Origin of the sequence: Rhizobium metallidurans, from assembly GCF_014196505.1 — a bacterium.
Classification (GTDB): Bacteria; Pseudomonadota; Alphaproteobacteria; order Rhizobiales; family Rhizobiaceae; genus Rhizobium; species Rhizobium metallidurans.
The window spans coordinates 1-26,432 of sequence record NZ_JACIDW010000022.1; the positions used below are offsets into that span (position 1 = coordinate 1).

At 59.3% G+C, this 26,432-nt stretch carries 18 protein-coding genes; 11 read left to right on the forward strand and 7 right to left on the reverse strand.

Going from position 1 to position 26,432, the window contains the following annotated elements; all coding sequences use genetic code 11:
• Window positions 1-187: 187 nt before the first annotated feature.
• From GGQ67_RS21765 to GGQ67_RS21790, 6 genes are read right to left on the reverse strand one after another with little or no spacing between them, the layout of a single operon-like run.
• Window positions 188-625 carry an Imm63 family immunity protein gene (locus GGQ67_RS21765; RefSeq protein ID WP_246400262.1) on the reverse strand — a complete coding sequence of 146 codons (438 nt, stop codon included), beginning with the start codon at window positions 623-625 and terminating at the stop codon, window positions 188-190.
• Window positions 606-785, reverse strand: coding sequence for a TNT domain-containing protein (locus GGQ67_RS25665; protein WP_183902224.1), 180 nt, complete (start codon window positions 783-785; stop codon window positions 606-608). The genes GGQ67_RS21765 and GGQ67_RS25665 overlap by 20 nt, the downstream gene beginning before the upstream one ends.
• Entirely contained in the window at window positions 737-1,051 is a 315-nt protein-coding gene (locus GGQ67_RS25670) for a hemagglutinin repeat-containing protein (RefSeq protein ID WP_183902225.1), read from the reverse strand. Before GGQ67_RS25670 ends, GGQ67_RS25665 begins: the two co-directional genes overlap by 49 nt.
• Window positions 1,048-1,449: a hemagglutinin repeat-containing protein gene (locus GGQ67_RS25675; RefSeq protein ID WP_425503823.1), complete on the reverse strand. Its 402-nt coding sequence runs from the start codon at window positions 1,447-1,449 to the stop codon at window positions 1,048-1,050. The genes GGQ67_RS25670 and GGQ67_RS25675 overlap by 4 nt, the downstream gene beginning before the upstream one ends.
• A gap of 35 nt (window positions 1,450-1,484) precedes the next feature.
• Window positions 1,485-2,267, reverse strand: coding sequence for a hypothetical protein (locus GGQ67_RS21785; RefSeq protein WP_183902227.1), 783 nt, complete (start codon window positions 2,265-2,267; stop codon window positions 1,485-1,487).
• Between the two features lie 11 nt (window positions 2,268-2,278).
• Entirely contained in the window at window positions 2,279-10,081 is a 7,803-nt protein-coding gene (locus tag GGQ67_RS21790) for a two-partner secretion domain-containing protein (RefSeq protein WP_183902228.1), read from the reverse strand.
• A 406-nt stretch (window positions 10,082-10,487) separates the two neighbouring features.
• On the opposite strand from GGQ67_RS21790, the gene GGQ67_RS21795 reads away from it, so the two are divergent.
• From GGQ67_RS21795 to GGQ67_RS21820, 6 genes are all read left to right on the forward strand, one after another.
• Complete coding sequence (locus GGQ67_RS21795) at window positions 10,488-12,224, forward strand: ShlB/FhaC/HecB family hemolysin secretion/activation protein (protein WP_183902229.1); 1,737 nt, start codon at window positions 10,488-10,490, stop codon at window positions 12,222-12,224.
• A gap of 387 nt (window positions 12,225-12,611) precedes the next feature.
• Window positions 12,612-13,988: a sensor histidine kinase gene (locus tag GGQ67_RS21800; RefSeq protein ID WP_183902230.1), complete on the forward strand. Its 1,377-nt coding sequence runs from the start codon at window positions 12,612-12,614 to the stop codon at window positions 13,986-13,988.
• Window positions 13,985-14,680 (forward strand): response regulator, encoded by a 696-nt coding sequence (locus GGQ67_RS21805; RefSeq protein ID WP_183902231.1) that lies wholly within the window; start codon window positions 13,985-13,987, stop codon window positions 14,678-14,680. Before GGQ67_RS21800 ends, GGQ67_RS21805 begins: the two co-directional genes overlap by 4 nt.
• A 171-nt stretch (window positions 14,681-14,851) precedes the next feature.
• The gene (locus GGQ67_RS21810) at window positions 14,852-15,874 is read left to right on the forward strand and encodes an extracellular solute-binding protein (protein ID WP_183902232.1); all 1,023 of its coding nucleotides are present in this window, start codon (window positions 14,852-14,854) and stop codon (window positions 15,872-15,874) included.
• 46 nt (window positions 15,875-15,920) lie between these two features.
• On the forward strand, window positions 15,921-17,615 hold the full coding sequence (locus tag GGQ67_RS21815) for an ABC transporter permease (RefSeq protein WP_183902233.1): 1,695 nt from the start codon (window positions 15,921-15,923) through the stop codon (window positions 17,613-17,615).
• Window positions 17,616-17,624: 9 nt separating this feature from the next.
• The gene (locus GGQ67_RS21820) at window positions 17,625-18,668 is read left to right on the forward strand and encodes an ABC transporter ATP-binding protein (protein WP_183902234.1); all 1,044 of its coding nucleotides are present in this window, start codon (window positions 17,625-17,627) and stop codon (window positions 18,666-18,668) included.
• 596 nt (window positions 18,669-19,264) lie between these two features.
• Here the strand turns inward: GGQ67_RS21820 and GGQ67_RS21825 are convergent.
• A complete protein-coding gene (locus GGQ67_RS21825) occupies window positions 19,265-19,999 on the reverse strand; it encodes a FadR/GntR family transcriptional regulator (RefSeq protein WP_246400263.1) in 735 nt (244 codons plus the stop codon).
• A gap of 288 nt (window positions 20,000-20,287) precedes the next feature.
• Here GGQ67_RS21825 and GGQ67_RS21830 point away from each other — a divergent pair, with 288 nt between their 5' ends.
• From GGQ67_RS21830 to GGQ67_RS21850, 5 genes are all read left to right on the forward strand, one after another.
• Entirely contained in the window at window positions 20,288-21,268 is a 981-nt protein-coding gene (locus GGQ67_RS21830; protein ID WP_183902236.1) for a substrate-binding domain-containing protein, read from the forward strand.
• 74 nt (window positions 21,269-21,342) lie between these two features.
• Window positions 21,343-22,869, forward strand: coding sequence for a sugar ABC transporter ATP-binding protein (locus GGQ67_RS21835; RefSeq protein WP_183902237.1), 1,527 nt, complete (start codon window positions 21,343-21,345; stop codon window positions 22,867-22,869).
• An 11-nt stretch (window positions 22,870-22,880) separates the two neighbouring features.
• Window positions 22,881-23,882, forward strand: a complete 1,002-nt coding sequence (locus tag GGQ67_RS21840; RefSeq protein WP_183902238.1) for an ABC transporter permease — start codon at window positions 22,881-22,883, stop codon at window positions 23,880-23,882.
• Between the two features lie 4 nt (window positions 23,883-23,886).
• Window positions 23,887-24,777 (forward strand): aldose 1-epimerase, encoded by an 891-nt coding sequence (locus tag GGQ67_RS21845; RefSeq protein ID WP_183902239.1) that lies wholly within the window; start codon window positions 23,887-23,889, stop codon window positions 24,775-24,777.
• A 24-nt stretch (window positions 24,778-24,801) separates the two neighbouring features.
• Window positions 24,802-26,427, forward strand: a complete 1,626-nt coding sequence (locus GGQ67_RS21850) for a GMC family oxidoreductase (protein WP_183902240.1) — start codon at window positions 24,802-24,804, stop codon at window positions 26,425-26,427.
• Window positions 26,428-26,432 lie beyond the last annotated feature (5 nt).

Here is a 26,432-nt window from a genome sequence, read left to right on the forward strand (position 1 = left end):
CCGAAGCTGAAGAACGCTACTACGCCATGCTGGACGAACCAGCCATGGCCGCATAACTCAAACCAAATGGCCTCCGGCAAACCCGGTGCGGTTCAGGCCGCTGTCGCCCGTCGAGTTCGAGAAGCGGCGAAAAATCTAACCCGAGGGTGTCTATGAAACTCGGGGCTATTCAATCTCCGTACAATGATCAAGACTGTTGATCATTGTACGGAGCTTCGCGCAATATCCTCGCGATTTCCGCTTCACGACGTATCCGCCAATCATCAGAAACGCGTCCTAAGAGCTTGAGCTGCTCCTCAAACAAACCCCGTCGAGAATCCATTGCTACTTTTCTATGGGCTGCGGAGTATTTGGAAGCTAGATCGTGAGTGATCCATGAAAATATATGATAGAGCGCATCGTCGGCCGAGGCGCACTTTTTTCTCGACGATTCAACTCCGCGCTCTCTGATGACATAAAATATTTCGCCGCTGCACTTTAAGTCAATGTAAGGTGTTCCCATTCCATCGTCTTGAAATTGCAAAATGGCCTCTACATCCAACAAACCGATTCTCTCGGCAGTATATAGAAAATTATTTTCGATTTCGTTTTTCACGGTCAAAGGTTTACCTATTGTATATTTCAATAAAGTTTTCGTCTATCAGCTCTTGAACGCTCAGTTTTGTCTTGAACTGCATCCCTCCGTCTGGCTGATTAAACCATGAAGCACTTGGCCCCGACAGCACAGGAAGTGGTTTTAGGACGATAAGGAATGTGTAAGGTCCGTACGCCGACGAGGCTGGCAATGCGCGTTGTTCAAACGGGGTGCCGAGTGGTGCAAAAACGTACCAATGGTACTACCATATCGGTCAATCAATGTCCCCTTTTCAAGGGCAGAATTTTTCGGAACTCCGGAGAAGCCGCTGCCAACGACGTGTGTGTTGATCTGCGTGACCCCGTCTGTCTGCTCTGTACCCTTGCCATAGCTAGCGTTGCCAGTGAGGCCGCCGCTAGCAAGATCTACACCGATGGCGGCACTCGTCGATTGACTGCTCGCTGATGAACTGTTCATGGTGCTCCTGCACTTCTAAGATCGATGTTGCCACCGGCCGACAAAAGAACGTCACCGCCTTGCGCAAATTCTGGCGAGCCCGCCGCCATCTGTACGCCACGACCGGTTATGTCACCCGATTGCGCAGCCACGGCAACCGAACGACCAGCCTCGATGCTGGTGACAACTGGAATACCGGTGGAGGCGCTCCGTTCGGTCTTCGAGGCGTTGAAGCCAACTATCAAGGAGGCCGAGCCGAGGCCCGACTTCTTAATGCCGGCCCAGTCGGTTGCGCCTTGTATTTGTTCAGGGCGACGATCTTGAGGCCGGCGATAGCATTGTAGGTCTGGTAAGCGGCAAGAGCCGTGGGTGCCAGCGCGTAGTTGCCGCTGGCACCCCGCGCGGTGGTCGCAGGGCACAAATCGGAACGAGAAGGCTTGCTTCAATCCAGCCGCTACAAAAAGTCCGGACGCGGGACGTTCGGCATGTTGTCATAGGCCTTGAGAACAACGTCAAGCGGGCTCAGTTGCGCCGGCTGTTGCTCATAGACGATCTTCAGCCAGGTGGCAGCCCGTGTATACTGACCGCCTCCCAGCCATGTCGCTTCAAGATTGGCCTGCAGCATCCGGCGGCCGGCCTCGAACAATTCCGCATCATCGAACGTTCCTCGGGCATAGTGCAGGCAGAGCGCGTAGCCGTATTCCCGAGGCTTGAGCACTTTCTTCAGCGACAGCGGCTTATCCCCCAGCCAATGCTCGTACATATCGATCCCAGCCTCGAACCCGTCGGCATGCTCTCCGCTTTGGTAGGTAAATGCCAGATAGTCGTCGAGACCATGTTGGATGATTTCATGTCGCGGCCAAGGACGGCCGGGAAACCGCCATCTGGCTTCTTCGCGGATGCGGGCACCGTACCAGTTGCCCTCATCGCCCAAGCCATCCTCCAGCCAGGTCCCCATGGCTCTCGCCCAATGAAGCGTCGTCAGATGAGCATTGGGATCGGGCCCGAACTTCTCTCCACCCACTTCCAGCACCTGATCAAGCCATCTGTTCGCATGGTGAAGCGCCGGCTCCATTTCCTTGTCGTGGCGCACCAACCACATGTTTACGATGCGTCCAATTTGACTTGCGGCAACATTTCCCATGGGACGACCAGGTTCCCATTCGGTGTCGTGGACAAACTTCAACAAAAATTCAGCCGCAACCTCACGATCTCTTACGGGATCAAACTTTGACACTTTTGTCTCCTTCAGCAGGGATTGAAGTCGCAGAATTTCAGTGGAACCAAATTTTTGACGCTGGCCGTGCCGACGGTATTGGCGACAAATTGGCCATCGGTTAGATTTTTCATCGCCGTCTGCCTCACTTGACTCGACAAGTTTGAACTCGAAATCGTGCGTTCAGCTTGTGCAAGCGCTTTACTTAAAGCAGTCGAACCCGGCTTAAATGTCGGCGACGACTTGTTCGGTCTGAAAGCGTTTCTGAACTTGCTGTCCCACAGGAAAACTTCTCCAGTATTGACGTCTACGGAGATGACATCCGCACCATGTGTTCCAATGGCATCGCCATAGCGGATAACCTGCTGTCCGGGCAAGTCGGCTATCTGATTGGCCAAATCAATTTCGGCATTGAAGCCATTGACATGCGAGTTGGCAATGTTCGGATTTGGCGAGGAAATCGTCTTGGGAACATAGTCGTAGCCTGCAGCTGGATCCGGTAGTTTCGGATTGAGCGACTTGCCGTTGACGGTACGCAACGGGGGAATCTTGTCCAGCGCCTGCAATACGGCCTGGCGCTCGGCCACGGATGCGATTGCGCCGAGATTGGCCGCCGTGAAGCGAACGGCAACCTCACCGCCAACGATGCCGACAGAAAGCACAACGGCGCCGATATCCATATAGCGTTGGTAGCGTTCGGCCTCTTCCTTCGAGTACCCAGCTTTCTCGAGTGAATATACAAGAGCGGTTCTTGCCTCTTCGCCGGTGAAGGATTGCTGCGCGCTGGCGACCAGCTGGTTGGCGCTGACAGCGGCGCCGATGAGGCCAAGCACACAGGCGGCTCCGGCCGTGCCGGCACAGGCGGCTGCGCCACCAACGATACCTGCGCTATCCAACAGAGCCTTGATACCGCCTTGGATCTGACTGATTTGTGTGAGCGCCTGCTTAATGGCGACATCGGTCGGAAGCCCATTCTTGTCGGCTTCAGCCAGCTGCCGTGCTAAAATAACGTCAAGGCTGATCGCGCCCCTTGTCGCACTGAATTGCTCAAGCGTGTCGGCGTCGAACGTAAGGTCTATTGGGTTGCCTCCGGGACCTATATCAAGAAACACATCGATTCCCGCCCGATCCAGCCGGGTGGCGAATTTCAGGAGATCCTGTTTCATCTGCTGGCAGGCGCTGGATGCGGGTGCTGCCGTACACGTGGCGATCAACACGGCGTCGTTGCGCTCCGACAGCTGTTTAAAGTCGTTGACCTTCGCCCACAAAGCAGCGCAATCGGACTGGCACTTTTCGGCTTCCGCCAAGGCATCGGCAGCCTTGAACAAATCTTCATCGGCGAGATAGTTGTATTGATAGCTCGCCGCACCATAGGCGGCACCTTCGCCACCACCAATGGCGCCACCAATTGCCGCCATGATCGTGGCCCCGAACACGGCGCCGAGCTTCGCTCTGTCCTCCTCGCTGCCCAGTTTGGCGTCATTCATCATGCCAGCGACGAGTTCCTTGACAGCCTTGGCGAACAGTGTCGATGCGGCCCCGCCGAGAGCCCCTTTGACGGCGCCCCCGACGCCGTTGACGCCGCCGAGAAGTCCACCACCAAGTGCATGCAGGGCGGCGCGCCCCGGACCACCTTCAGCCCAGAACGCCTTTTCCTCTTCGGGGGCATTCAGCCACAGCTTGTTGGCGATATCCGCCACCAGCCCGGCCATGGTTACCTGGGCCGCCTGCAGATCGGCCTGGGTCTTGTATTGATTCCTGAGGAGGCTCTCGAGATCAGGCAAGCCGGGCAGCGAGGTATTGGTATTGGCGGTATCGCGGCGGATCGTGCCGATATCCTGTGCCTGTTGGGCTGGATCGGTGATGGTGATGCCGATATTGCCGCCAATAGCCGCATAGGCTTTGCCGGTTTCGTTTTCGCCGGCCTTGACCGGCGGTGCGATGGACAAGCCGCCCGTGCCGAACGACCCACCATAGGTGTCGGCCTTCCAACTCGAGTTGGTGTCGATATCAGTGGCTTCGAGCGTGCCGGTGGAGAGGTGATTTCTGTCGGCAGACGCATCGCTGGAGATCACCCCGCCGACGAGGCTGGTCTTTCCATCGATGTTGATGTCGAGACCGCCAACGCCGGCACGGATGCCCGATTGTTCGGAGACAACGGCCGCATCGCCTTTAGCATTCTGCGTCACACTGGATACGCTCGCGGCGGCGCCAACCGATGCGGAGACGTTGAGTTGCTCGGCCTTGGCCTTGACCGTATCCACCGGGCTTTCGATCGTCAGCGAATTAGCAGCTACGGTGACGGAATTGCCCGAGACGGTGCCGCCGCGGATTGCAATGCCGTCAGCACCTATCGCCACGTCGCCGGTGCCGCTGACAAGGCTGTTGTATTGGGTCACCGCGCTGCTGCCAGCGCCGCCTTTGCCGTAGGAGCCATCGACGAAGGTGCCTATTGTTTTGCAGCGGGTCTTGACGCTGCAATCGAAGCCGATACCGACGCCTGCGCTATAGGACGAGTTCCTGCTGTCAGTTGCGGACGTGCCGGTTGCTGCGTTCAGGTTGATTGCGCCGTTCGCGGCGCTCAGAATGATATCGCCGACCAACGGATCGGCTGACAGTACCGGTATGCCAAGCTCATCGTAGCCGGCTGCGATCTTGGCGCCGTCGCTGGTGATCGAGCCCCTATCGGCCTCCATCGATATCGAACGGCCAGCACGGATATCTGTCACGACAGGTGCGTATGCCGTCGAGGACGAGCTGCTTTGCTGGCGGTTGACGCCGAGGCTTACAGTGAGCGCAAAGCCGATATCGCCGGATTTCCGATATTCGTCATAGACGCTTTCGAGATTGCGCAGACCCTGATAGATGCCAAGCCCGACTATCGTGGTGTTGGTCACAGGATTCACGCCACCGCTTTCCGTCAGGCGCCCGGCTGAATTGATGATGCTTTGCGCAGCGCTGCCCACCTGGCTGCTGACCGCCATCGTCACGCCGGCAAAGGTTTTTTCATGCGCTTCCTGATAGTTGGTAGCGTCGTCGACGGCCAGAAGGTTGATGTCGCCGCCGGCAAAGAGGTTGACATCGCGCTCGGCGGAGGCTTGAGCCGCCTGCAGATTGATGTTGTTGCCTGCCGAGATGTTGACATCGCGGCCGGCGGTGAGGATCGAAGTGGCGTTTGTGTCGGATCCTTGTGCCTTCTTGTCGGTGGTGTTTTGTACCCCGATGCCAACCGAGAAGCCGCCATTGCCTGCAGAGAAGGCGATGCCGAAGCCCGAACGCTTATCCTGTTCGGAGGCTGACGCGCTTTCCATACCCGGCGTGATGTTAACGTCCCGGTTTGCCGACAGATTGATGTCCTGCCCAGCCGTGATGCTGGAGCCGATCACATTGAGATCCGTGTCGCGCGCCTTAATCGTCGCGCTCGTCCCGGCGGAGAGCGCAGAGGCGACGTTGAATTCCGAGGACTGAATCGTGTCTTTCTGCGATTTGCCCCAGAGCGAGATGAAGCCACCTCCGGAGCCGGCGAAGAGGCCGGACTTCGTGCTGCTGCTCTCGACCTGACGCTGTTCGGTTGCGCCGATGATGGAGACGTTGTCGCCCTCAACGGTGATCGCCTCGCCGGCGGTTACTGTCGAGCCGGCGATGGCGGCGCTACCGGCCGCGTTCAGCTTGACGTTGCCCGATGCGGAGAGCTCGGAAGCGACGGTTGTTTCGTCGTAGCTGCGAAGCTGCGAGCTCTTCTTGGACAGGAAGCCCTTGCTTGAGGACGACTGCTCGAACGCCGCGCTGTCACGGCCGGATGCGATCAGCAGATCACCGCCCGTCGTGACATCGATATCGGCCTTTTTGTCGCCGTCGCCGGCCGTCAACTTCGAGGCGGAGACGATGGTATCGCCGCCGGATGCGATCGTCACACCCGCGCCGCCGCTGACCGAGGACCCGACCGACGTCTGTGTCTCGGCATGGCTCGTCGTCTGCTTTCCACCGCCGAACAGGCCACCCTTTTTCTTGTAGCTGTAGTCGGTAGTCGTGGTCTCCACGGCTTCGGCGATCGTCACATCGCCGGCCGCCTTGAGACCGAGCGTTCCGTCAGCGGCAAGCGCGCTGCCAATGACATTGAGATTGCCGCCAGCCGCGGCTGCGATCGAGCCGCCTGCCGAAATTTGAGAGCCAGTCACCGTCGTTTCGACCCTGGTGGTCGAGCTCAACCGGTCGCGCATGGTCGAGGTTGTCGTCTTCTCGGTCACGGAGACATTGATATCGCCATTCGAGGTCAGAGCGAGATTGCCACCGGCCGCCACTTTCGAGCCGGCGATAAGGATACCGTCAGTGCCCTTGATCGACATGTTGCCGCCCGACGTGACCGAGCTGCTGACGAGCGAGACCCTGCCTGCATCGAGGTTCGTCGTGCCACCTGACCTGATGTCGCCACCCGTGGCGGCAATCGACGAGCCGGAGATGGCAACGTCACCGCTTGCCGCAATCATCCCGGATGTCGCAAGCGTACCGACATCGATGGTGACGTCCTTGCCAGCGATCACCGCGCCGGAGGATGCCAGTTGCTCCTTGTCACCGGAGGCGAGATACAGGACGGGTGCCAGCACGCGCTCGCCGTTCACGACCTGCCATTCGTAGACGACGATGGATTGGGTGAGGCCGGCGATCTCGTCCGCTGTCAGTGACTCGCCAAGCGCGAGTTGACGCGTTCCAAGATAGTCCGCGCCATTGTCGAGCAGACGCTTTATCTGGGCAGTCGGATCCTCGCCGGTGAAGCCTGCGCCTGTCGCCTGTCTGAGTTGCTGCTCGACATACCGGTTCTCGAAATAGGCGTCGCCGAGAAATTGGATCTCCCGATCCGGCTGGTAGCCGATCCTGCCGAGGAAATAGCTTGAGCCGTAGAATTTCGAGACATCCAGAAAGGCCGCGCGGGTCTCGAACAGGAACGTCTGGCCAGGAACGGTGCCCCCGAACCCACCGGATTGAGGAGAGGCAACAGAGCCAAGCGTGAATAGGGCGCCGCCGGCTGTCACGCCCGCCAACAGTGTCGTCGGGTTGTTCGACGGCGTTGATGCGCCGACGGCGACACGGTCGGCGATCGTCCCGGCAAGCGCGCTGTTGTTGACGGCGGCAAAGCCGTTGATGCTGAGCGCTCCACCAGACAGGATCGTCGCGGGCACACCGCCGATCGCTTCGACGCTCTCGACCGTCGTGCCGGCATAGAGATCCTTCGACGCGTCGCGTGTGCCGAAGGGGTTATCCACCAATGTGCGAACGAATTCACGCACATTGGTGCTATCTCCGCCACGAGAATATTCCACCCATCGCGCGTAAACGAAGTCCGGATAGTATCGACAACCGGCCGGGTTGGTGCACGACAGTGACGTCGTGCGCTGCAACTGAATACCAGAATTAGTCAGCGTGCCGGTGCCAGAAAGCGTTATCTGCTTGCCGGCTTCGATCGTGCTATAGGAATTGGTGAGATCAACGGTATCTATTGCCAGTATGTTGCCGGCCTTGATCAGTGCCGCTTGGCTTCCATACGAGGCAACCTGGTCCACAAGGAAATTGCGATAGACGCGGTTCTCTACCCCTTGCACGACATAGAATTTGCCATTGTATTCGACAGCATTGTCGTTCGGCGAACAAGGCGTGCAGATCTCCCCCTCTAGGCCATCATAAGCGGTGATCGGCGTGTTGGAGACCAACTGGGTTATGACGGTAGGGGCGACGGTCTTCTCGTTGCGCAGGTTCGCCGTGGTGATCGTCATGTTCCGGTTCGAATTGATCAGCCCGGATCGGTTGACGGTGGCGGCATTGCGCGCGCCGTCAGCGCTGCCGGCGATCACCAGATCGCGACCGGCGACGATCGCCCCCTGATCGTTCGCAAGTACGCCGCCGACGAAGAGCGCCGCATCATTGCCGGCATAGACCAGCCCGCTTGCGGCATTGGTCAGATTGCCAACGTTGATGATGAGATCGTTGCCGGCGGCGACCTGGCCGGCATTGGTCAATTGAGGCAACGAGAGCGTCAGGTCGTGAGCGGCAAGAAGATTGGTGGCGGCGGTGGTGCTGAGGCTGCCAGCGGCAATTGCGATATCGCCAGCACCGTTTGCTGCGTTGAGCGCATTGCTGGAGGACACGGCGTTGAGACCTGTTCCCCTGAGATCAACGTTCCCGGATGAAACCAGATCAATGCCACCGAATGTCATTTGACTGCCGGAGAGGTTGGCGCTCTCGGTGTTGATACGAAGCGTGCCCGACGTGGCAAGTCCGCTACGATTGCCGGATAGATCCACTTGGCGTTCATTGATCGCGATATCGCCGCCAGCCGCGGTACGCCTTTCCAGGTCAATGGCACCGGATATGGAGGTCAACGAAACAGTCCCGTTCGCCTCCAGGATCCCGTAGCGGATATCGCCGCGAGCGACTGCCCGCAGATTTCCGCCGGCGAGCACGCCGCCCGAGATCCCGAGCTCGAGACCGGAAAGCAACGCCACGTCCCCTTGCGACAAAAGTGAACCGGCCGCGATCGAGCCGGCGGCGGCCGTAAGCGAAAGAGACGCATCGGACTGCACCGTGCCGGCTACCGTCACTGTTCCAGCCAGCGACGCCAGCGACACTGGACCCGCCGCTGTCGCTGCGCTCAGTGACAGGTTGCCGTCGGCCGCAACGCTTAGCGCGCCATTGCCGGCCAGCGATCCGCTAACATCGACCAGCCCCGAGCCGCCATTGATCAGTATGTCGCCCACGGCGCCGACAGACGCGAGAGCGACATCCTTTCCTGCCTTGACCGACACGGCTTTTTTCGAGGTTAGCCGACCCGCCGAGACATTTCGCTTGGAGGTGAGGCTGACGCCTTGGTTGCCGGATGCATTACCGATCGAGATCTTGCCGTCTGAAGATAACGACAGCTCTCCGACGTTGGCCGCCATATCGGCGCGCATGCGAACGCCTGCGCCCTTTTCCGTCACGACCATCTTGATGCGGTCGGCTTGCATGGCGCCCAAGGCAGAGCCGTCGATTGCGTATTCCGGTGTTCCAGATGTGGCGCCGAGGTCGCCCGCCTCGCCGGTGCGGTAGTTGAATTTGCTCTGACCGGCTGTCAGACGCAGCTCCTTGCCATAGATCGGCCCGTCGATCGTCACCGTGCGAGATACGATATCGAAAAGGTCGACCGCGCCGTCTGCGAATGCAGTGTTGGCGCCCCTTGGGCCGAACGTGATGTCGCCCCCCTGAACGGTGAAGCCGTTAAGACGTCCATCGCTGTCGACATCCGGGGTCCCCGTCGTCAACGTGGCACGCGGCGTATTGATGAAACCGCAGCCGTTGCATGTGATGCCGTTCGGGTTTGCGATAATGACATCGGCCCGGCCGCCGAATAGTTCGATCGGCCCTTCCAGCGCACTTCGCCTGCTATTGGTGACTTCGTTCAAAATGACGGAAGCCGGGCCGCTGTTGCGTAGATTTGCATTGCCCGGAGTGACGCCGCCAAGCTTGGATATGCCAACCTCGGCGTTGCTGTTGTTCAGGATCAGGCCGGGCGTCGCGACGTTGAAATCGCTGTATTTGTTATGGGACAGCCCTGCGCTGTTGGGTGTCACGATGTCGACGAGCGGAATGCCGTTTGGCGTCGAGCCGATGCCGGGGCGGTTCGCCGCGGGCGCCCCCGCATCCGGCGTCACCTGTTGGGCTTGTAGCAGAGCCGGTTGAAACACGAGGAGCGCGCTGAGGAATGTCGCAAGCGCCCGACGCGCGAGATGAAACGATGCAACTCGCCATGCGTTCCCGGCGGAAATCCGCTCAGGGACGTAAAAGTGAAATCCCGCCTTGCGCATATCGACACGACCTCTGCCACTGATCTACCGGTTGCCGTGCGGCAAACGAGAACAACGCAATGCGACAACCCAGTGGCGATCGTCAATGCACGTCTGAATATACGCAATCTAAGGGTGATTATTCTATTAAGGCGATCGAGAGGATTCCAGCGAAAGCAACGGGTTCTTTTGCGAGAAAATCCAGAAAATGTATTTTAAACAATTATTTGAATGAATTTTTGATGGGCGCCATAAGTGTCCATCAGTTAAATTAGCACAACCTATTGGTTGGTGATGGTAAGCTACACGATAGATTCAATTGTTATGAACTGCGATAGTGACGTGTCACTTCGCGCTAAACGGGCGTCAGCCGCTGTGGTGTACGGTGCTCGATCATCCCAGGATCCTCTAGGATGTTGTAAGTGCAATGCGAGACAAATTTCTGTGGCTGTGTTTCTCGCCAGTGGTCGTGGCGAATATTGCGGCTTCAAACGCTCTGGCGCAGTCGAGCGACCCTCAACCATCACCGGCGGATCAGTTCATGCGAAGGCAGTCCGATCTGAAGCAAGCCCAGCGGCTTGATGCACTTGGCAAGGCAACACCCAGTGATATCCAGGCCAAGGCGGCGTCGGGGGGCGATCCCCGTCAGGGCGCTTGCTTTGACATCACGCATGTCGAGGTGGAGGGCGTAACGCTGATCGCGCAATCGGCCTTGGCAACTATTCTTGCAGGCTACGAGAACCGTTGCGTCGATCTTGTTGCCGTCAATTCCCTGCTGAAGACCCTTACTCTCGCCTATGTGGACAATGGCTATGTGACTTCGCGCTTCTATATTCCAGAACAAGACATCGCCGCGACGAAGACATTGCGTCTCGTTGCCGAAGAGGGCACGCTTTCAGATGTCTACCTCAACGGGAAGGCGGCATCCTCGAACGGCACTCTTGCCACAGCATTTCCCGGGATGCGCGGCAAGCCGGTCAACATCCGCGATATCGAGCAAGGCGTGGACCAGATCAACCGGCTTCCCTCAAGCAATGCGAAGACAACGATCCTGCCGGGTCGCCAGGCAGGGGAGTCGATCCTGAACGTCGAGAACAAGACCAGCGAGCCATGGAATTTCTCGATCGCGAACAATAATCTCGGCCAGGCTTCGACAGGCTACGCCCAAAGCACGCTGACGTTCGGCGTGGACAACCTGTTCGAGCTGAACGATCTTATCTCGCTCTCCTATCAACGCACGGGACCGGACTACCCTTGGCCGGACGACGGAGCGGGTCGCAGCAATAGCCTTTCCGGTTCCTTTAGCGTGCCTTACGGTTATTGGACGCTCGGCCTGAATGGTTCCTGGTATAGCTACAGCAGCAAAGTCCCCGGCAACTTGGCCGACATCGATACGTCAGGCAATTCGGGCCAATTCGGCGCGAGCCTCGATCGCGTGCTCTTGCGCGACAAGAATTCCATCACGACGCTGAATGCCGGATTGAATTTCAAAACGACCGACAATTTCCTGATGGGAAGTCGCATCGAGGTTGGCAGCCGTCAGTATACCGTCGGCAGTCTCGGAATCACGCATTCGCGCCGGATGCTCGGTGGCGTCTGGCTCTTCGATCTTGGATACAGCCAGGGCTTGGAGATGTTCGACGCGGTCCGCCGCGGTGAGCCGGGCGCCGGCGAGGCTAACCCGGAGTTCTCCAAGCTGTCAGCGACGGCCAATGTCACGATGCCCTTCGAGATTTCCGGTCAACAACTGCAATTCGGCACCATGGTCAACGGCCAATACTCGCCGGACAATCTCCTCGGGGCCGAACAGCTCTCGCTTGGAGGCTATAGCAATGTTCGAGGCACGCGCGACAGCCTCCTGTTCGGCAATAACGGCATCTTTACCCGCAACGAGATCATCTGGCGCACGCAGCCCTGGGCAGGCAACGAGATGCTTGTCGAGAGACTAGGTGAGTTGCGACCTTACGTCGGGATTGATTATGGCCGCATTTTCGGACAAGCGGACTTCGGTATTGAGGCCGGCGACATCGCCGGCTGGACTGTCGGTAACCGCCTTTCCGGCGGCACGGTGAACGCTGAGTTCGGCTATTCCCGCATCGTCAGGAGCAGCATCGACAGTAAGATGCCGAATCTGTTTTTCATGAGCGCGTCGTTGCAGTTTTAGCGACGCTGTGTGTTCACCGGCGCAAGATGATGCCATCACTGTACGTTCCTCGGCGGCTGGTCAGCGCTAAGGAGACCATTCGCTTCGTCACTCCCGTATTAACGCCATTGCCGTCCTGATTTCGGAAAAGTTCCATAAATCAGCCTTATGCCACAGTGACGTCTTTTCAAAGATTTGGCCGACTGGTCAGTAGGGTCGCCGGTCCATATCCCCTCAAGAACCTAAAATTTTTTGGATCGACACGAGCCCACGCTCTTCGTTACATCTCGATCTTGCTTCAGCTGAAGCTTTAACGGTTGGAGGTCGTGTGAACACTGATCGGTGATGTGTTTCGGAGCCCTTCGTGTAAAGCAATGCGCGAAATTAGAATAGGACCGGTCCCTATCGATGCAACATTCCCTGATTCCGTCAAAACGTTGGAGATTGAGTCTTGGAAAAGGACTAACGCTGGCTTGGCAGTTCGCGTTGGTCGGCTTGCTGGTGTTGCTCGCAGGCATGCTCTCCATTGGTGCCTGGGTCACTTCAAATCTTGAACAAGGCTTCATGCAGAACCGAGCCGACAGTACGGCGCTATTCGTCGACAGCATCGTTTCGCCGCTGGCTCAGGGTTTGGGTACCGCGCCAAAACTCCCGAGCAAAGACGAGCAGGCTTTGGCCCAGGCAATTCAGGACGGACCACTCGCGCACAGGATCTATTCTTTCAAGATCTGGACACGCGACGCGACGGTTGCCTACAGCAGCGATTCGGCACTCATCGGTCAAACGTTCGAACTTCGGAAGGCGCTACGGGCGGCCTTGGATGGGAGCGTCTATGCCGAATTCGACAGGCTCGACGGCAAGGAGCACCTTGTCGAGAAGCGCAGCGGTCTTGAGTTTCTCGAGGTCTATAGCCCCATTCGCGATGCACAGACTGGCGATGTCATCGGCGCCGCGGAGTTTTACGAGCCGACGAGCGGCTTTACCTCGGAGCTTCATAGGGTGCGGATGCATAGCTGGTTGGTGGTGGCAGCTGTCACGGCGGCGATGCTTGCCCTGCTATTTGCCATCGTCGCCCGTGGCAGTGTCAGAATCGAAAGACAGCGAAAGCGGCTCGACAGCCAGGTCATTGAATTGTCCCGGCTACTGGCAAGCAATACCGTCTTGCGCAAGCGAGCCGATGAGGCAACCCAAAGGACCATCGCGCTCAACGAACGATATTTGCGGCGCATCTCGTCAGACCTGCATGACGGTCCGACCCAGCTTCTTGGTTTCGTCATCATGAGACTGGAGGCGATCAGAAAAGGAAAAGGCCGTGATGACGATGACGACTTGATCAAGCAGTCGATAACGGCAGCGATCGACGAGATCCGAGATCTTTGCCGAGGTCTTCAGCTTCCAGAATTGGAAGCCCTTTCCGGTCGGGAAGTCGCTCTGCGTGCCATCAGGGCCCATCAGTTGTTTACGGGCAACGAGATCGTTGCGGATCTTAGCGACCTGGACGTCCGTAGCCATGGTATGAAAATCTGCCTCTATCGCTTCTTGCAGGAGGTCTTGAGCAACGCGTCCAGACATGCCATGGCCAATCGAATTGTCGCGTCAGCCTACATGAAGGAGGGCGCGCTCATTGTGCGCGTCGAGGACGACGGTGTAGGATTTCAACGCGGATACGAAGGTGAGGGGCTTGGGCTGGCCGGCCTTCAGGAACGCGCAGCAAGCCTAGGTGGAGTGGTGGACATCGTCACTGGCGGAAATCGAGGAACAACCGTTCAAATGGTGCTGCCATGACTGACCTTCGTGAAGACATCCTGCGGGTCTCGATTATCGACGACCACCCCATGTTTCGGATGGGGGTCGTTCGAGGGCTGGAAGACGAAGCCGGTGTCGAGGTCGTCTCGCAAGGTTCTACTGCCTCAGATGCCGTAGCCATCTTCAATCAATTTCGGCCCATGGTCAGCATTCTCGATCTGTCCATGCCAGGTGGAGGGCATACCGCAATACAGGCGATCCGGCAGATTGACGACGATGCCTTGATCGTCGTGCTGACTGCTTCGGAGCAAGAGGCTGATGTCTTCAACGCGATGAAGGCAGGTGCCCGAGGATATGTTCTAAAAGGGGTCGAGGCAGGTGATCTTGTCGCAGTGCTGCGCGCTGTTGTCGATGGACAGACCTTCGTGTCTCCGGGTATCGCTACCCGTGTCCTCGCCGAGATGCGCGCAAGGCCAATCTTAGTTGGTAGTGCTGGTGCCGACGATCGCGCGGTCATCGCGATGCCCGATCTCACCGCGCGCGAAGAACAAATCCTGTCCCTCGTTGCGGAAGGTCATAGCAACAAGGAAATTGGCTTTTTGCTCTCGCTGAAGGAGAAATCCATCAAGCATGTCATGACCCGGGTTTTGAAAAAGCTACAGGTACGAAACAGGACGGAGGCGGCACTTCAGATGCGGGAATGGCAAAGCGAAGACGCTGCGCGTCGGTAATCGACGCATCGTCATCTCGCGTACGGACCATGGTCCGCATGGTCAGATTGTCGACTTGGATATAAGTGGAGTGGCGTTGACAAGAATTGGCCTGGGGGCTCGATCGTCATCGCACTGGAGGCAGGAACACGTAGCGATCGTGCCTGCTCAAACGCTTATTGGGGGCATTTCATGACCACACGCGCTTACCTCACATCCGCAATTTTCGCGGCGTACGCATTGACGGCTCCGTCACTTGCATCCGCGGCCGAGATCAATGTCTATACGACCCGCGAGCCCGCGCTGATGGCACCGCTTCTGGAGGCCTATACGAAGGCGACCGGCACGAAGGTCAACACCGTGTTCTTGAAGGATGGGCTCGCTGAACGCGTCGCTTCTGAAGGCACGAGCTCGCCGGCCGACATTCTGATGGCCGTGGATGCCGGTAATCTCGTCGATCTCGCTGAAAAGGGCTTGACGCAGCCGATCGAATCCTCCGTGTTGAACGACGCTATTCCCGCGCAGCTGCGCGACGGAAAAGGTAACTGGTTCAGTCTGTCGATGCGTGGTCGCGTGCTCTACGCCGCCAAGGACCTCGATCTCGCCTCCTTCAATTACGAGGATCTTGCTGATCCCAAGTACAAGGGCAAGGTCTGCATCCGCGCAGGTCAACACCCCTACAACACCGCGCTGTTTGCCGACTACATCGCGCACTATGGCGCTGAAGATACCGAAAAGTGGTTGACAGGCGTCAAGGCGAACCTCGCGCGCAAGGCCGCCGGCGGCGACCGTGACGTTGCCAAGGATATCCTTGGTGGCATTTGCGATATCGGCATTGCCAACACCTACTATGTCGGTCTGATGAAGGCTGGTAAGGGCGGCGAGGAGCAGGTCAAGTGGGCAGAGGCTATCAAGGTCGTCCTTCCCACCTTCAAGGACGGCGGCACGCAGGTCAATATCACCGGTGCCGCGGTTGCAAAGCACTCGCCGAACAAAGCCGAGGCCGTGAAGTTTCTTGAGTATCTCGTCTCAGACGATGCTCAGAAAATCTATGCCGAAGCCAATTATGAGTATCCGGTCAAGGCCGGTGTCGGTGTCGATCCCATCATCGCCTCCTTCGGTGAACTGAAGATCGATAAAACGCCGCTGTCGGAGATCGTCGGCCAAAGCAAGCAGGCAAGCGAGCTCGTCGATAAGGTTGGATTCGACAATTAAGGGACAGGGGGCGCCCTTCAGTCGGGCGCCTTCCACTTCATCTTCGATGGATTCTTCCGTGCCCGCAATCCCCTCGGCCGCTCCCAGTTCCAGCCGTGCCGGTAAAACGTGGGCGGCACTCGCCGCCATCGCTGCGCTGATCGTTGTTCTACCTGTTGCAGGTTTGGCTCTGCAGGCCGTCAAAGGCTCCAGCGGTCTCTGGGCGAATTTGCTTTCCAGTACCCTGCCGGTGGCTTTGGTTGACACCGTTATTCTGCTCGCCGGAGTAGGGCTCGTTGTTGCGGTGCTCGGCACGACCACAGCCTGGTTGGTGACCGCCTATGAGTTTCCAGGGCGAAGGGTGCTCGAATGGGCGCTGCTCCTGCCACTTGCTGTGCCGACCTATATCATCGCCTACGCCTATCTCGATATCCTGCACCCGATCGGTTCGGTTCAAGGAGCGATCCGCTGGATTTTGGGTTATGAGACGCCGCGCCAGTTCCGCTTGCCGGATATCCGCTCGATGTTCGGCTGTATCCTGCTTCTCGGTTTCGTGCTCTATCCTTACGTCTACATTCCCACGAGAGCGATGTTTCTCACCCAGTCGGGCAATCTCATTGATGCGGCCCGTACTCTCGGTATCTCCCGTCGCGCCGTGTTCTGGCGCGTGGCATTGCCCCTCGCGCGGCCCGCAGTGGCAGTTGGCGTCGCTCTCGCGTTGATGGAGACGTTGAACGATGTCGGTGCAGCCGAGTTCCTTGGTGTGAAAACCATGACAGTGTCGATCTATACGACATGGATCACACGCACTGATCTGCCCGGTGCTTCGCAGATCGCGCTCGCCTTGATGCTGATTGTCGTTGCTTTGGTGGCGATCGAGCGCTGGGCGCGGCGAAAGCAGCGCTATGCGACGGATGCCCGGCGCAGCCGTGGCCTGACGCCACAAAAGGTGGCGCCGTTGAAGGGCATGCTGTTTCTCGCCGCCGGTTCGGTTCCGATCTTGCTTGGCTTCATCGCGCCTAGCTTCTATCTGGCCTCCGAGGCGTGGAAACGTTACCAGTTCGCGGGCTTATCGTCGCGTCTTCTCGACGAGGCGATCAACACGATGACGATTGCGACGCTGACAACTGTTGTGACGATCGGGCTTGGCCTTACTGTCGCCTACGCCGCTCGTATTGGGCAAGGCAGAACGTCGGGCGCTTTACTTCGTCTCTCCACTATCGGCTACGCGGCGCCCGGAACCGTTGTCGCGATCGGCGTTCTGATCGTTCTTGCCGGCCTAGACCAGTTCATTGATCGAACCGCGATCGACTGGCTCGGTGTTTCGACAGGACTCCTGTTCATGGGGTCAGGCGCGGCTGTCGTCTACGCGCTGACGGTTCGTTTCCTGGCGATTTCAGCCGGGGGGATCGAAGCGGGGCTGTCGCGGATTCCAGCGTCGTTCGATCACGCATCACGCACGCTTGGACAAACAATCGGGGGCACGCTCCGCCATGTGCACCTGCCTCTGTCCAAGGCCGCTATCTCGGCTGCTGCGTTGCTGGTTTTCGTTGACTGCGTCAAGGAGCTACCGGCGACGCTTCTACTGCGACCCCTCAATGTCGAAACCTTTGCCACCCACCTCTACGGTGAAGCAGCACGCGGCACCTACGAGGAAGGATCGATCGCGGCGCTAGCCATCGTCGCAATCAGTATCTTGCCCGTCATTCTGCTGTCCCGCGTTGGTCGACAGCCAGTTTGGCATTCTTCGAACCCTGGATAAGCGCCCGCGATGAACACCAACTCGAACGAGATCTCGGTCCGTCTAACAAACATTAAATGCAGCTTCGGCCCGACAATCGTCATCGGCGATCTATCACTTGAAATTCCAAAGGGTGAGATCGTCACGCTGGTCGGGCCATCCGGATGTGGAAAATCAACGCTTTTGCGTATCATCGCCGGCGTACAGGGGGTTGATGGCGGATCTGTCGAACTGGGCGGACAGGTGGTGGATGGTCCGAGGTTTGTTGAACCGGAGTCTCGAAGTGTCGGCCTCATGTTCCAGGACTACGCGTTGTTTCCTCATTTGAATGTGCGCGACAATGTTCTTTTCGGCCTGAAGAAGCGATCGCGGCGCGATAGGATAGAGATCGCCACGACGATCTTGCGACGCGTCGGCATCGAACACTTGGCCGAGCGGTTTCCGCATTCCCTGTCGGGTGGCGAACAACAACGCACGGCGCTCGCCCGCGCGCTGGCACCCGAGCCTGCCGTCCTGCTGATGGACGAACCATTCTCCAACCTCGATCAAGGGCTGAGGGAGCGCGTTCGCACCGACACTCTGTCGCTTTTGCGTGGTCTGGGCGCGACGGTGATCATGGTAACGCATGATCCGCACGAAGCGTTGTCCTCAGGGGACCGCGTTGTTCTGATGCGATCAGGCGAGATCGTGCAATCCGCAGATCCGCGTCAACTTTATCACAGGCCTGACAACGCTTACGCGGCAGACTTCTTTTGCTCATCGGCGAAAATCCAAGGTCAGGCAAAAGACGGACACATCGAAACGGCCTTGGGCCGGTTCGATCCTCCGGGTTGTGAGGTCGAGGATGGACCTTGCACTGTCTTCGTTCGACCTCACGCCCTCCGTGTCTGCGACGACGTTGATTGTGTGCCGGCCCGCATAACCGACCGGGTCTTCCTTGGTGACCGCGAACGGCTTTTCTTGCGTTTCGAGGGGCTCGAGGAAGCCTTGGCCGTCGATGTGACGGAACCGATGGCAGTCGACTTGTGTCATATCCGGGCGAAGATCGTGCCCGAACGTCTGCTTGTGTTCTGATCCTCCGCTTCCGCCACTTGGCGGATAGGAACGCCGGGCAACTTTGAGCCTGGCTCAGAAGATCGAAGCGCGCGTCCGGACCGATGAAACTGCGCGCGAGATTATCGCTGAAGGATGTCGGCGCCGGGACGCCAAGACCGAGCGGCTGAGGGCCGCGCGGGTGTAGGCAGAAGAACAACAGAGACAACTGTAATCATATGTGATCCGGCTCTGTGCTTTAAGACGCCGAAGGTGGCGGCAGGGCTTAAAACTCAGGCTTTGGCCACCGGGCTTTCACATCCGCGTTCCGTCTGTACGCTTCCCAATGGTGACATTCTCGCGGTAGAATCCACGGCGCCGAAAGGCGAGCCGATCACGTGGCCGCGCACTGTGGTGGCAATAATTCATCGCTTGGCGTCAATTCGCGCCGTTCAAGGTTGGCTTGGTGTGCCGTTGTTTCGAGAACCTGCGGTGCGGGTAGCCATGGTCTGCGCCGAGTTCACCGGCGGCGCGGCAGACCAGCTGTGCAATTCCATGGCGACCTTCAAGTTTGCCGGTGGTGCGTCCCGTTTCGAGGATGAGCTAGAGTCCGACAAGGTGGAGAATAGGAACATCTCTCAGCGGCTCCGCTTCAGCGCATCAGTGATCTCGGCGCGCGCAACGCCGATAAGGGTTTCCATCGCGCGGCGCGCATCCTCCGGATTGCGCATACGGATTGCCTCCAGCACGTCCTGGTGCTTCTGGATGGCTTGCTCATGTGACTGGCTTGCTCGGTTCGTCAGACGGAAACTTGCAAGCAATGCTGCGCGGATGGCGCTGGCGAATTGCCGATAGACCCAGTTGCCGCTGGCGTTGATGATCGCCGTATGGAATTCGAGGTCGGCACGGCTCCATTCCTCGTTGTCGCGCGCGTTCGCATCGACCATGTCCTCGAAGGCTTGGGCGATCCGGGCGAGTTGCTTGGCGGTGGCCTTGGTTGCCGCATGGGCGGCGGCGGCAGGTTCGAGCAGTTGCCGGGCGTCGATCAGCGAGGTGTAGAATGCCTCGTCCCCGCCGATCTCAAGCATGACGTCGAGCACCAGCGGGTCGAGATAGTTCCAGTTCTCTCGATGAAGCACGATTGTGCCTGCCCGGGTGCGCGAGCGCACCATGCCGAGCGCGCCCAGATACTGCATGGATTCGCGGAGACTTGTGCGGCTGACAGCGAATTGCTCGGTCAGTTCCGCCTCATTCGGCAGCGTCGAACCCTCGGCGAATTCGCCGGCCACGATCATGTGCACGAGACGCGACAGCAGGGACTCGCGAACGGTCCTCTTGCCGCGGGAAGCGATCTCGACGCCACCTTCTGTCAACTTCCTGTCTGTTTGCGGTATCGCCACAGATTTGTCTCCAATTTCATCGGTCTCAGCTTGCTGCCGGCCAAAGACCAGTCAAGCGTGGGTGTCGAAAAATACGATTTATAGGCGCAACTGTCCCCCGCTGAGAAACCGTTAGCATAGGATAGGCATATAAAAATACATCTTATAAAAAATAAATCCTATTTATATTGACATTGGTAATACCAAGAATATGGTTGGCGTGGCTGGAGGAGCCGGGCGGGTCCGCGTTCCTGACACCATCAGATCTCAAGGGAGGGAGCGATGAAGCTCGTCACGCGCGCCACGATGCTGGCACTTGGAATAATCGCCGCTGCGGGGCTGTCACCCGCTTTCGCGCAGGATAAAGACCTGAAGGTCGGCGCGATCTACATGGACGCGCAGGGTTTCTATGCCGGCGTACGCAAAGGTATCCAAACGGGCGCTGCCGATGCTGGCCGCAAGCTCAATATCATCGAGACAAACGCGCAGGGCGACGCCAGCAAGGAATCATCCTTCATCGATTCGCTTATCTCCTCCGGCGTGCAAGCGATCATCGTGTCCCCAGTCTCCGCCGATGGCTCGTCGCGTGCCATCCGTCGCGCTTATGATGCCGGCATCCCCGTTGTTTGCTACAACACGTGCCTGAACGATGCCGACATGAAGGAGTATATCTCCGCTTACGCCGTCGGCGATCCCTATGATTTCGGCAGCAAGCTCGGTAACGCCGCCGCCGATTACTTCATCGCCGAGAAGAAGGACGCGCCAAAGATCGCGGTTCTGAACTGCGAATTCGTCGAGGTCTGCGTGACGCGCCGCAAGGGCTTCGAGGACGCGCTGAAGGCCAAGGTCCCGGGCGCCCAGATCGTCGCCAACCAGGAAGGCGCCGTCCTCGACAAAGCGGTCTCGGTCGCCAGCACCATGCTGTCGTCGAACCCTGATATCGACGCGTTCTTCGGCGAAGCCGGCGGTGCGACCCTTGGTGCGGCGCGCGCCGTCAAGAGCCAGGGTAAGACAGGTCAGGTCGTGGTCTTCGGTGGCGACATGACGACCGAAATCGCCCAGGAGCTTTCCGACTTCACGGTCATCAAGGCCGTCGTCGACATCTCGGGCCAGGGCCTCGGCAAGCTGGCACTCGCCCAGGCGATCAAGTCCGTCGACGGTCAGGCGCCTGCCGACATCAAGGTTCCCTACGATATCGACGTTTACAAGTCTTCCGAAGACGGCAAGGCTTGGCTCAAGGCGCACGCCGACGGCATTCCGTAAGGTCGCGGGCCTGAGTTTCACGGCAATCGAGGCCGCCAGGCGACTGGCGGCATCTTTCATCGGTGGAAAGTTTCATGACACAGACATCACGTTCGCCCGAGTTTGCTCACAGACCGATCGCCTCCATCAAGGGATGCACGCGCCGCTATCCCGGTGTGCTCGCGCTCGACAACGCGACATTCCAGGTGGCCGGCGGAGAGGTGAGGGCGCTGCTCGGCAAGAACGGCGCTGGAAAGTCGACGCTGATCCGGATGTTGACCGGCGCGGAAATTCCCGACAGCGGCACCGTCGAAGTCGACGGCGAGGAGCTGCGCCACAGCGGCTCCAGCCGCGCCCAGGACGCGTTCGACAAGGGCGTGCGCGTCGTCTACCAGGAACTGAGCCTTGTTCCCGGCATGACACTCGCCGAAAATCTGTTTCTCGGACGTTGGCCGCGAAAGGGTGGCGTCATTCAGTATGCCGAGATGGAGGCGGAGGCGTCCGAGGCGATGAGCCGCCTTGGTCTCGACCGTGCCCCCAATACGCTGGTCGCAAGCCTAAGCCCGGCTGAGCGGCAGCTGCTGGAGATCGCGCGCGTTCTGCTCGGAAAGCCGAAGCTCGTCATTCTCGACGAGCCGACAAGTTCGCTCGCCGCGGCCGAGGCCGAAAAAGTCATGGCAGCCGTGACGCGCATCGCGTCCGAGGGCATCGCCGTCATCTATGTCAGCCACCGCATGAACGAAATCCGACAGATCGCACATTCCGCAACTGTCATGCGTGACGGGCGAATCATCGACACGGTTGACGTCAAGGGCGCCGATACGCGCGAGATCGTGCGGCTCATGCTGGGTTCGGAAGGATCACAGGCGGCGGCGCTGGTAAACAGAAGCCAGGAAAACACCGTGCTTGAGGTCCGCAACCTCGCACTGGCGCCGAAGCTGAGTTCGGTTTCCTTTCATCTGAAGGCGGGCGAGGTACTCGGTATCGCCGGGTTGCTTGGGGCAGGTCGTACCGAGCTTCTGCAGGCGATCATGGGCGTGCGGCGTCAGGACCAAGGCGAGGTGCTCGTCGATGGCGCCGCCGTCAGGCCCGGCCACTACAAGCGCATGCTGTCGCGCGGTTTTGGCTACACCCCGGAAAGCCGCAAGGAAGAGGGCATCGTTCCGCTTCTCGGCGTTGATGAAAATACGCTCGCGACGAACTTTTCCGGTGTCAGCAAGCGCGGCGTTCTCTCGGCGAGGATGATGGCGGAAGCGACGCGCAGGGTCATCGAACGGCTGCACGTCAAGACGGCGCGGACGGATACGCCGATCGGCACGCTATCTGGCGGAAACCAGCAGAAGGTCGTCATCGGCCGCTGGGTCTATGCCGACAGTCGCGTTCTACTGCTCGATGAACCGACTAGGGGCGTCGATGTGGAAGCCAAGGCGCAGATATACGCCATCATCCGCCAGTTGGCGGCCGAAGGGCGCAGCGTCATCTTCGTCTCCAGCGAAATCGAAGAGTTGCCGCTCGTCTGCGACCGCGTGCTGGTGCTGCGGGACGGAACGCTCTGCGAAGAATTCAAATCACCAAACATCGATCAGGATGGCTTGATGGCCGCCTGTATCGCAGGACATTGAGGAGAGACGCGATGTCACTCGACCAGGCTGCAACGTCAGCATCATCACGCAAGAAGTCGGGCTCCAGCTTTTCGCAGCACATGAACGAGCTGAGCCTCTTCGTCGCCATCGTCGTTCTCTATGTGGTCTTCACATCTACGGCAAACGGCTTCCTGTCCTTCAACAACCAGATCAACATCCTGCGCGACGCGGCTACGATCGGCATCGCTGCCTGGGCGGCGACCTTGATCATCATCGCCGGCGAGATCGACGTCAGCGTCGGTCCGATGGTGGCCTTCATCTCGGTGGTTCTGGCCTTTTTGCTGCAATGGGGTGTGCCGACGCCGGTCGCCTTCGCGCTTGCGATCGTCATCGGCGCACTGCTCGGCTCGATCGCCGGCGCGTTGCGCGCATACTTCGACGTTCCCTCCTTCGTCGCGACGCTCGGCCTCTGGAGTGCTCTTCGAGGGACCGCCCTTTTCGTGACCGACGCGCTTCCCGTCTCGATCGGCCGCAACGAAACGCTCGACGCGCTCGATCGCTCGGTGCTCGGCATCCCGCCGGCAGCCATCATCATGCTGGTCTTCTTCGCGATCTTCGCCTTTGTCAGCCGCAAGACAGCCTTCGGACGCTCCGTCTTCGCGATCGGCGGCAATGCGCACGCCGCGTTCTTGAGTGGCATCAGCGTTTCGAAAATCCGCGTGGCGCTGTTTGCAATCGCCGGCGCCATGGCGGCGATCTCCGGCATCCTGCTCGTGTCGCGTCTCGGTTCGGGCAATGCGACGGCGGCGAACGGGCTTGAGTTCGACGTCATCGCGGCCGTTGTCGTCGGCGGTACGTCGCTCTCCGGCGGGCGCGGCTCGATGCTCGGCACCCTGCTTGGTGTTCTCGTCATCACGCTCATCGGCAACGGTCTGGTCCTGCTCGGCATCAATCCGTTCTTCCAGCAGGTCGTGCGTGGCCTCATCATCGTCATCGCCGTGCTCGCCAATATCCAGGCGATCAAGCGCAGCATGTCGCGCAACAAGGGCTGATGCGATGACCGTGCTCGATCTGCAATCCGGATCGCTTTCGCTTCGCGTCTCTTCCGAGGGAGGCCTGGTCCTGGGCTTCTGGAAAGAGATGCAGGGCGAAAGCGTGCCCCTGCTGCGTCCGGCGCCGCCGACCGAGGCGGACGCGCTTTCGTCCGCCTGCTACCCGCTCGTTCCCTTCGGCAACCGCGTCCGCAACAACCGCTTCGTCTTCGAAGGCGCGGACTATCGGTTCGAGCCGAATACCCAATGGGACAAGCATTATCTCCACGGCGAAGGCTGGCAGGCCGACTGGACGATCGACCAGAGGACCGATGACATGGTCGAGATGAGCTTCGCCCATCGCGGTGGCAACACGCCTTATGTCTACCATGCAAGCCAGCGCTTCGCGCTCGATGCATCCGGTTTGACGATGACGCTGACCGTCGAAAATCGCGGCGAACGTGCCATGCCCTTCGGCCTCGGCTGGCATCCCTATTTCCCGATGACACCGCAGACGACGTTGCAGGCCCGTTCGCAGAAATTCTGGACCGAGGTCGAGGGCTGGCTGCCGGGCGAGCGGACGGATATCCCCGGTGATCTCGACTTCAGCGAACCGGCTGAACTGCCGCATCGCTGGGTCAACAACGGCTTCGAAGGCTGGGGCGGCGAGGCGACGATCGCCTGGCCCGAGCGGAGCACCGCGTTGAAGCTGACAGCTGACCCCACCTTCAAGCACGCCTTCGTCTTCGTGTCCGACACGGTCTTCGATCCGAGCTTCAAGCGCGATTACTTCTGCTTCGAGCCGATGACGCATCTGGCCGATGGCCATCACCTGGCCGATCTCGGCGATCTGAAGGTGCTGGCTCCGCATGAAAGCCTCTCGGGCAGCGTTCGTCTGCGCCCCGAGGCCATTTGAGAATACTAAGACCGGAGTTGGTAAATGTCCGCGAAAGACCGTTACGACTACATCATCATCGGCGGCGGAAGCTCCGCCTGCGTGGTCGCGGCCAAATTGGTGCGTGAGGGGAAGGCGAAGGTTCTCATGCTTGAACGGGGGCCGGCGAAGGCGAACCCGATCATGCATTTCCCCGCCGGCTATATGAAGTTCCTCGCCAAGGACACGTACCTTGCGATGCACCAGACGAAGCCGCAGTCGCAGCTCGACGGGCGTGGCCCGATCGTGCCGCAGGGCAAGGTTCTGGGCGGCGGCAGCACGGTCAATGCCATGGTCTACATGCGCGGCCAGGCGGCGGACTTCGATCTGTGGAACGAGCTTTCGACGCCGGAAGGATCGAATGACGACGCGTGGTCCTACCGGGACCTTTTGCCCTACTTCAAGGCGCAGGAGGACAACGATCATCTCGCCGGCGAGTTTCACGGAGTCGGCGGTCCGCTGAAGATCTCCCATCTCGGCCATACCAGCCCGATGACGCGGACCTATGTGAAGACGCTGCAGGGCATGGGCATCCCCTACAATCCGGATTTCAACGGCGCCCAGCAGTTCGGCGTCGGCTTCATGCAGCACACGATCGACTGGACGACGCGCAAGCGTTCGAGCGCCGTGGATGCCTTCCTGGCGCCCGTGATGAACGATCCGCTGCTGACGATCGAGACCGGAGCCACCGTCACTTCGCTCGATATGGACGGCGACCGTGTCACCGGCGTGCGCTACATGCAGAACGGCACGCCAAAGCGCGCCGAGGCCGGCAGCGAGGTCATCCTGGCGGCTGGCGCCTACCAGACGCCCAAGCTGATGATGCTCTCGGGCATCGGCCCCGAAGACGAGCTGAAGCGCCATGGTTTGAAGACGACGGTCGCGCTGTCAGGCGTCGGTAAGAACCTGCAGGATCATTATGAGTGCCCGGTCGTCGCGACCACCAAGGGATCCTTCGGCTATTACGGGCAGGATCGCGGCTGGCCGATGATCAAGGCCGGGTTGCAATATCTGATGTTCAAGTCGGGCCCCGTGTCGACCACAGGTGTCGAGACCTGTGCCTTCTACGACCCTGACGGCAACAACGGGCGGCCGACCATCCAGATGTTCTGCGTGCCGACAGTCTATCTCGATCGCGATGTGATGGGCACCGACCCGGGCGACGGGGTGACGATCAACTCGCTGCTGCTTCGTCCCAAGGCGCGCGGTTCCGTCACGCTGTCGTCGAGCGACCCGTTCGCCAACCCAATCGTCGATACGCAGATTTTCGCGCATCCGGACGATTTGCGTTTGACGATGGCAAGCTTCCGCTTTGCCCGCACGGTGCTCGATGCCTCGCCGATGAAGGAACTGATCGACAAGGAAATCTTTCCCGGCCCCGACGTCACCAGCGACGAAGCCATCGCCGCGCATTGCAAACGCACCGTCAAGACCGGTTACCACCCGGTTGGAACCTGCAAGATGGGTGCCGACGGCGACCCAGAAGCCGTGCTCGACACGCATCTGCGAGTCCGTGGAACGCGCGGCCTGCGCGTCGTCGATGCTTCCCTGATGCCTGCTATCGTTAGTGGAAACACCAACGCGGCCGTTCTCGCCGCTGCAGGTAAAGCCGTTGACCTCATTCTCAGCTAACGCGA

Coding starts and splice junctions, on each gene's coding strand:
- GGQ67_RS25670 (WP_183902225.1), bottom strand. CDS start 1,051: ATGAACAGTTCATCAGCGAGCAGTCAATCGACGAGTGCCGCCATCGGT.
- GGQ67_RS21790 (WP_183902228.1), bottom strand. CDS start 10,081: ATGCGCAAGGCGGGATTTCACTTTTACGTCCCTGAGCGGATTTCCGCC.
- GGQ67_RS21795 (WP_183902229.1), top strand. CDS start 10,488: ATGCGAGACAAATTTCTGTGGCTGTGTTTCTCGCCAGTGGTCGTGGCG.
- GGQ67_RS21800 (WP_183902230.1), top strand. CDS start 12,612: ATGCAACATTCCCTGATTCCGTCAAAACGTTGGAGATTGAGTCTTGGA.
- GGQ67_RS21805 (WP_183902231.1), top strand. CDS start 13,985: ATGACTGACCTTCGTGAAGACATCCTGCGGGTCTCGATTATCGACGAC.
- GGQ67_RS21810 (WP_183902232.1), top strand. CDS start 14,852: ATGACCACACGCGCTTACCTCACATCCGCAATTTTCGCGGCGTACGCA.
- GGQ67_RS21815 (WP_183902233.1), top strand. CDS start 15,921: ATGGATTCTTCCGTGCCCGCAATCCCCTCGGCCGCTCCCAGTTCCAGC.
- GGQ67_RS21820 (WP_183902234.1), top strand. CDS start 17,625: ATGAACACCAACTCGAACGAGATCTCGGTCCGTCTAACAAACATTAAA.
- GGQ67_RS21830 (WP_183902236.1), top strand. CDS start 20,288: ATGAAGCTCGTCACGCGCGCCACGATGCTGGCACTTGGAATAATCGCC.
- GGQ67_RS21835 (WP_183902237.1), top strand. CDS start 21,343: ATGACACAGACATCACGTTCGCCCGAGTTTGCTCACAGACCGATCGCC.
- GGQ67_RS21840 (WP_183902238.1), top strand. CDS start 22,881: ATGTCACTCGACCAGGCTGCAACGTCAGCATCATCACGCAAGAAGTCG.
- GGQ67_RS21845 (WP_183902239.1), top strand. CDS start 23,887: ATGACCGTGCTCGATCTGCAATCCGGATCGCTTTCGCTTCGCGTCTCT.
- GGQ67_RS21850 (WP_183902240.1), top strand. CDS start 24,802: ATGTCCGCGAAAGACCGTTACGACTACATCATCATCGGCGGCGGAAGC.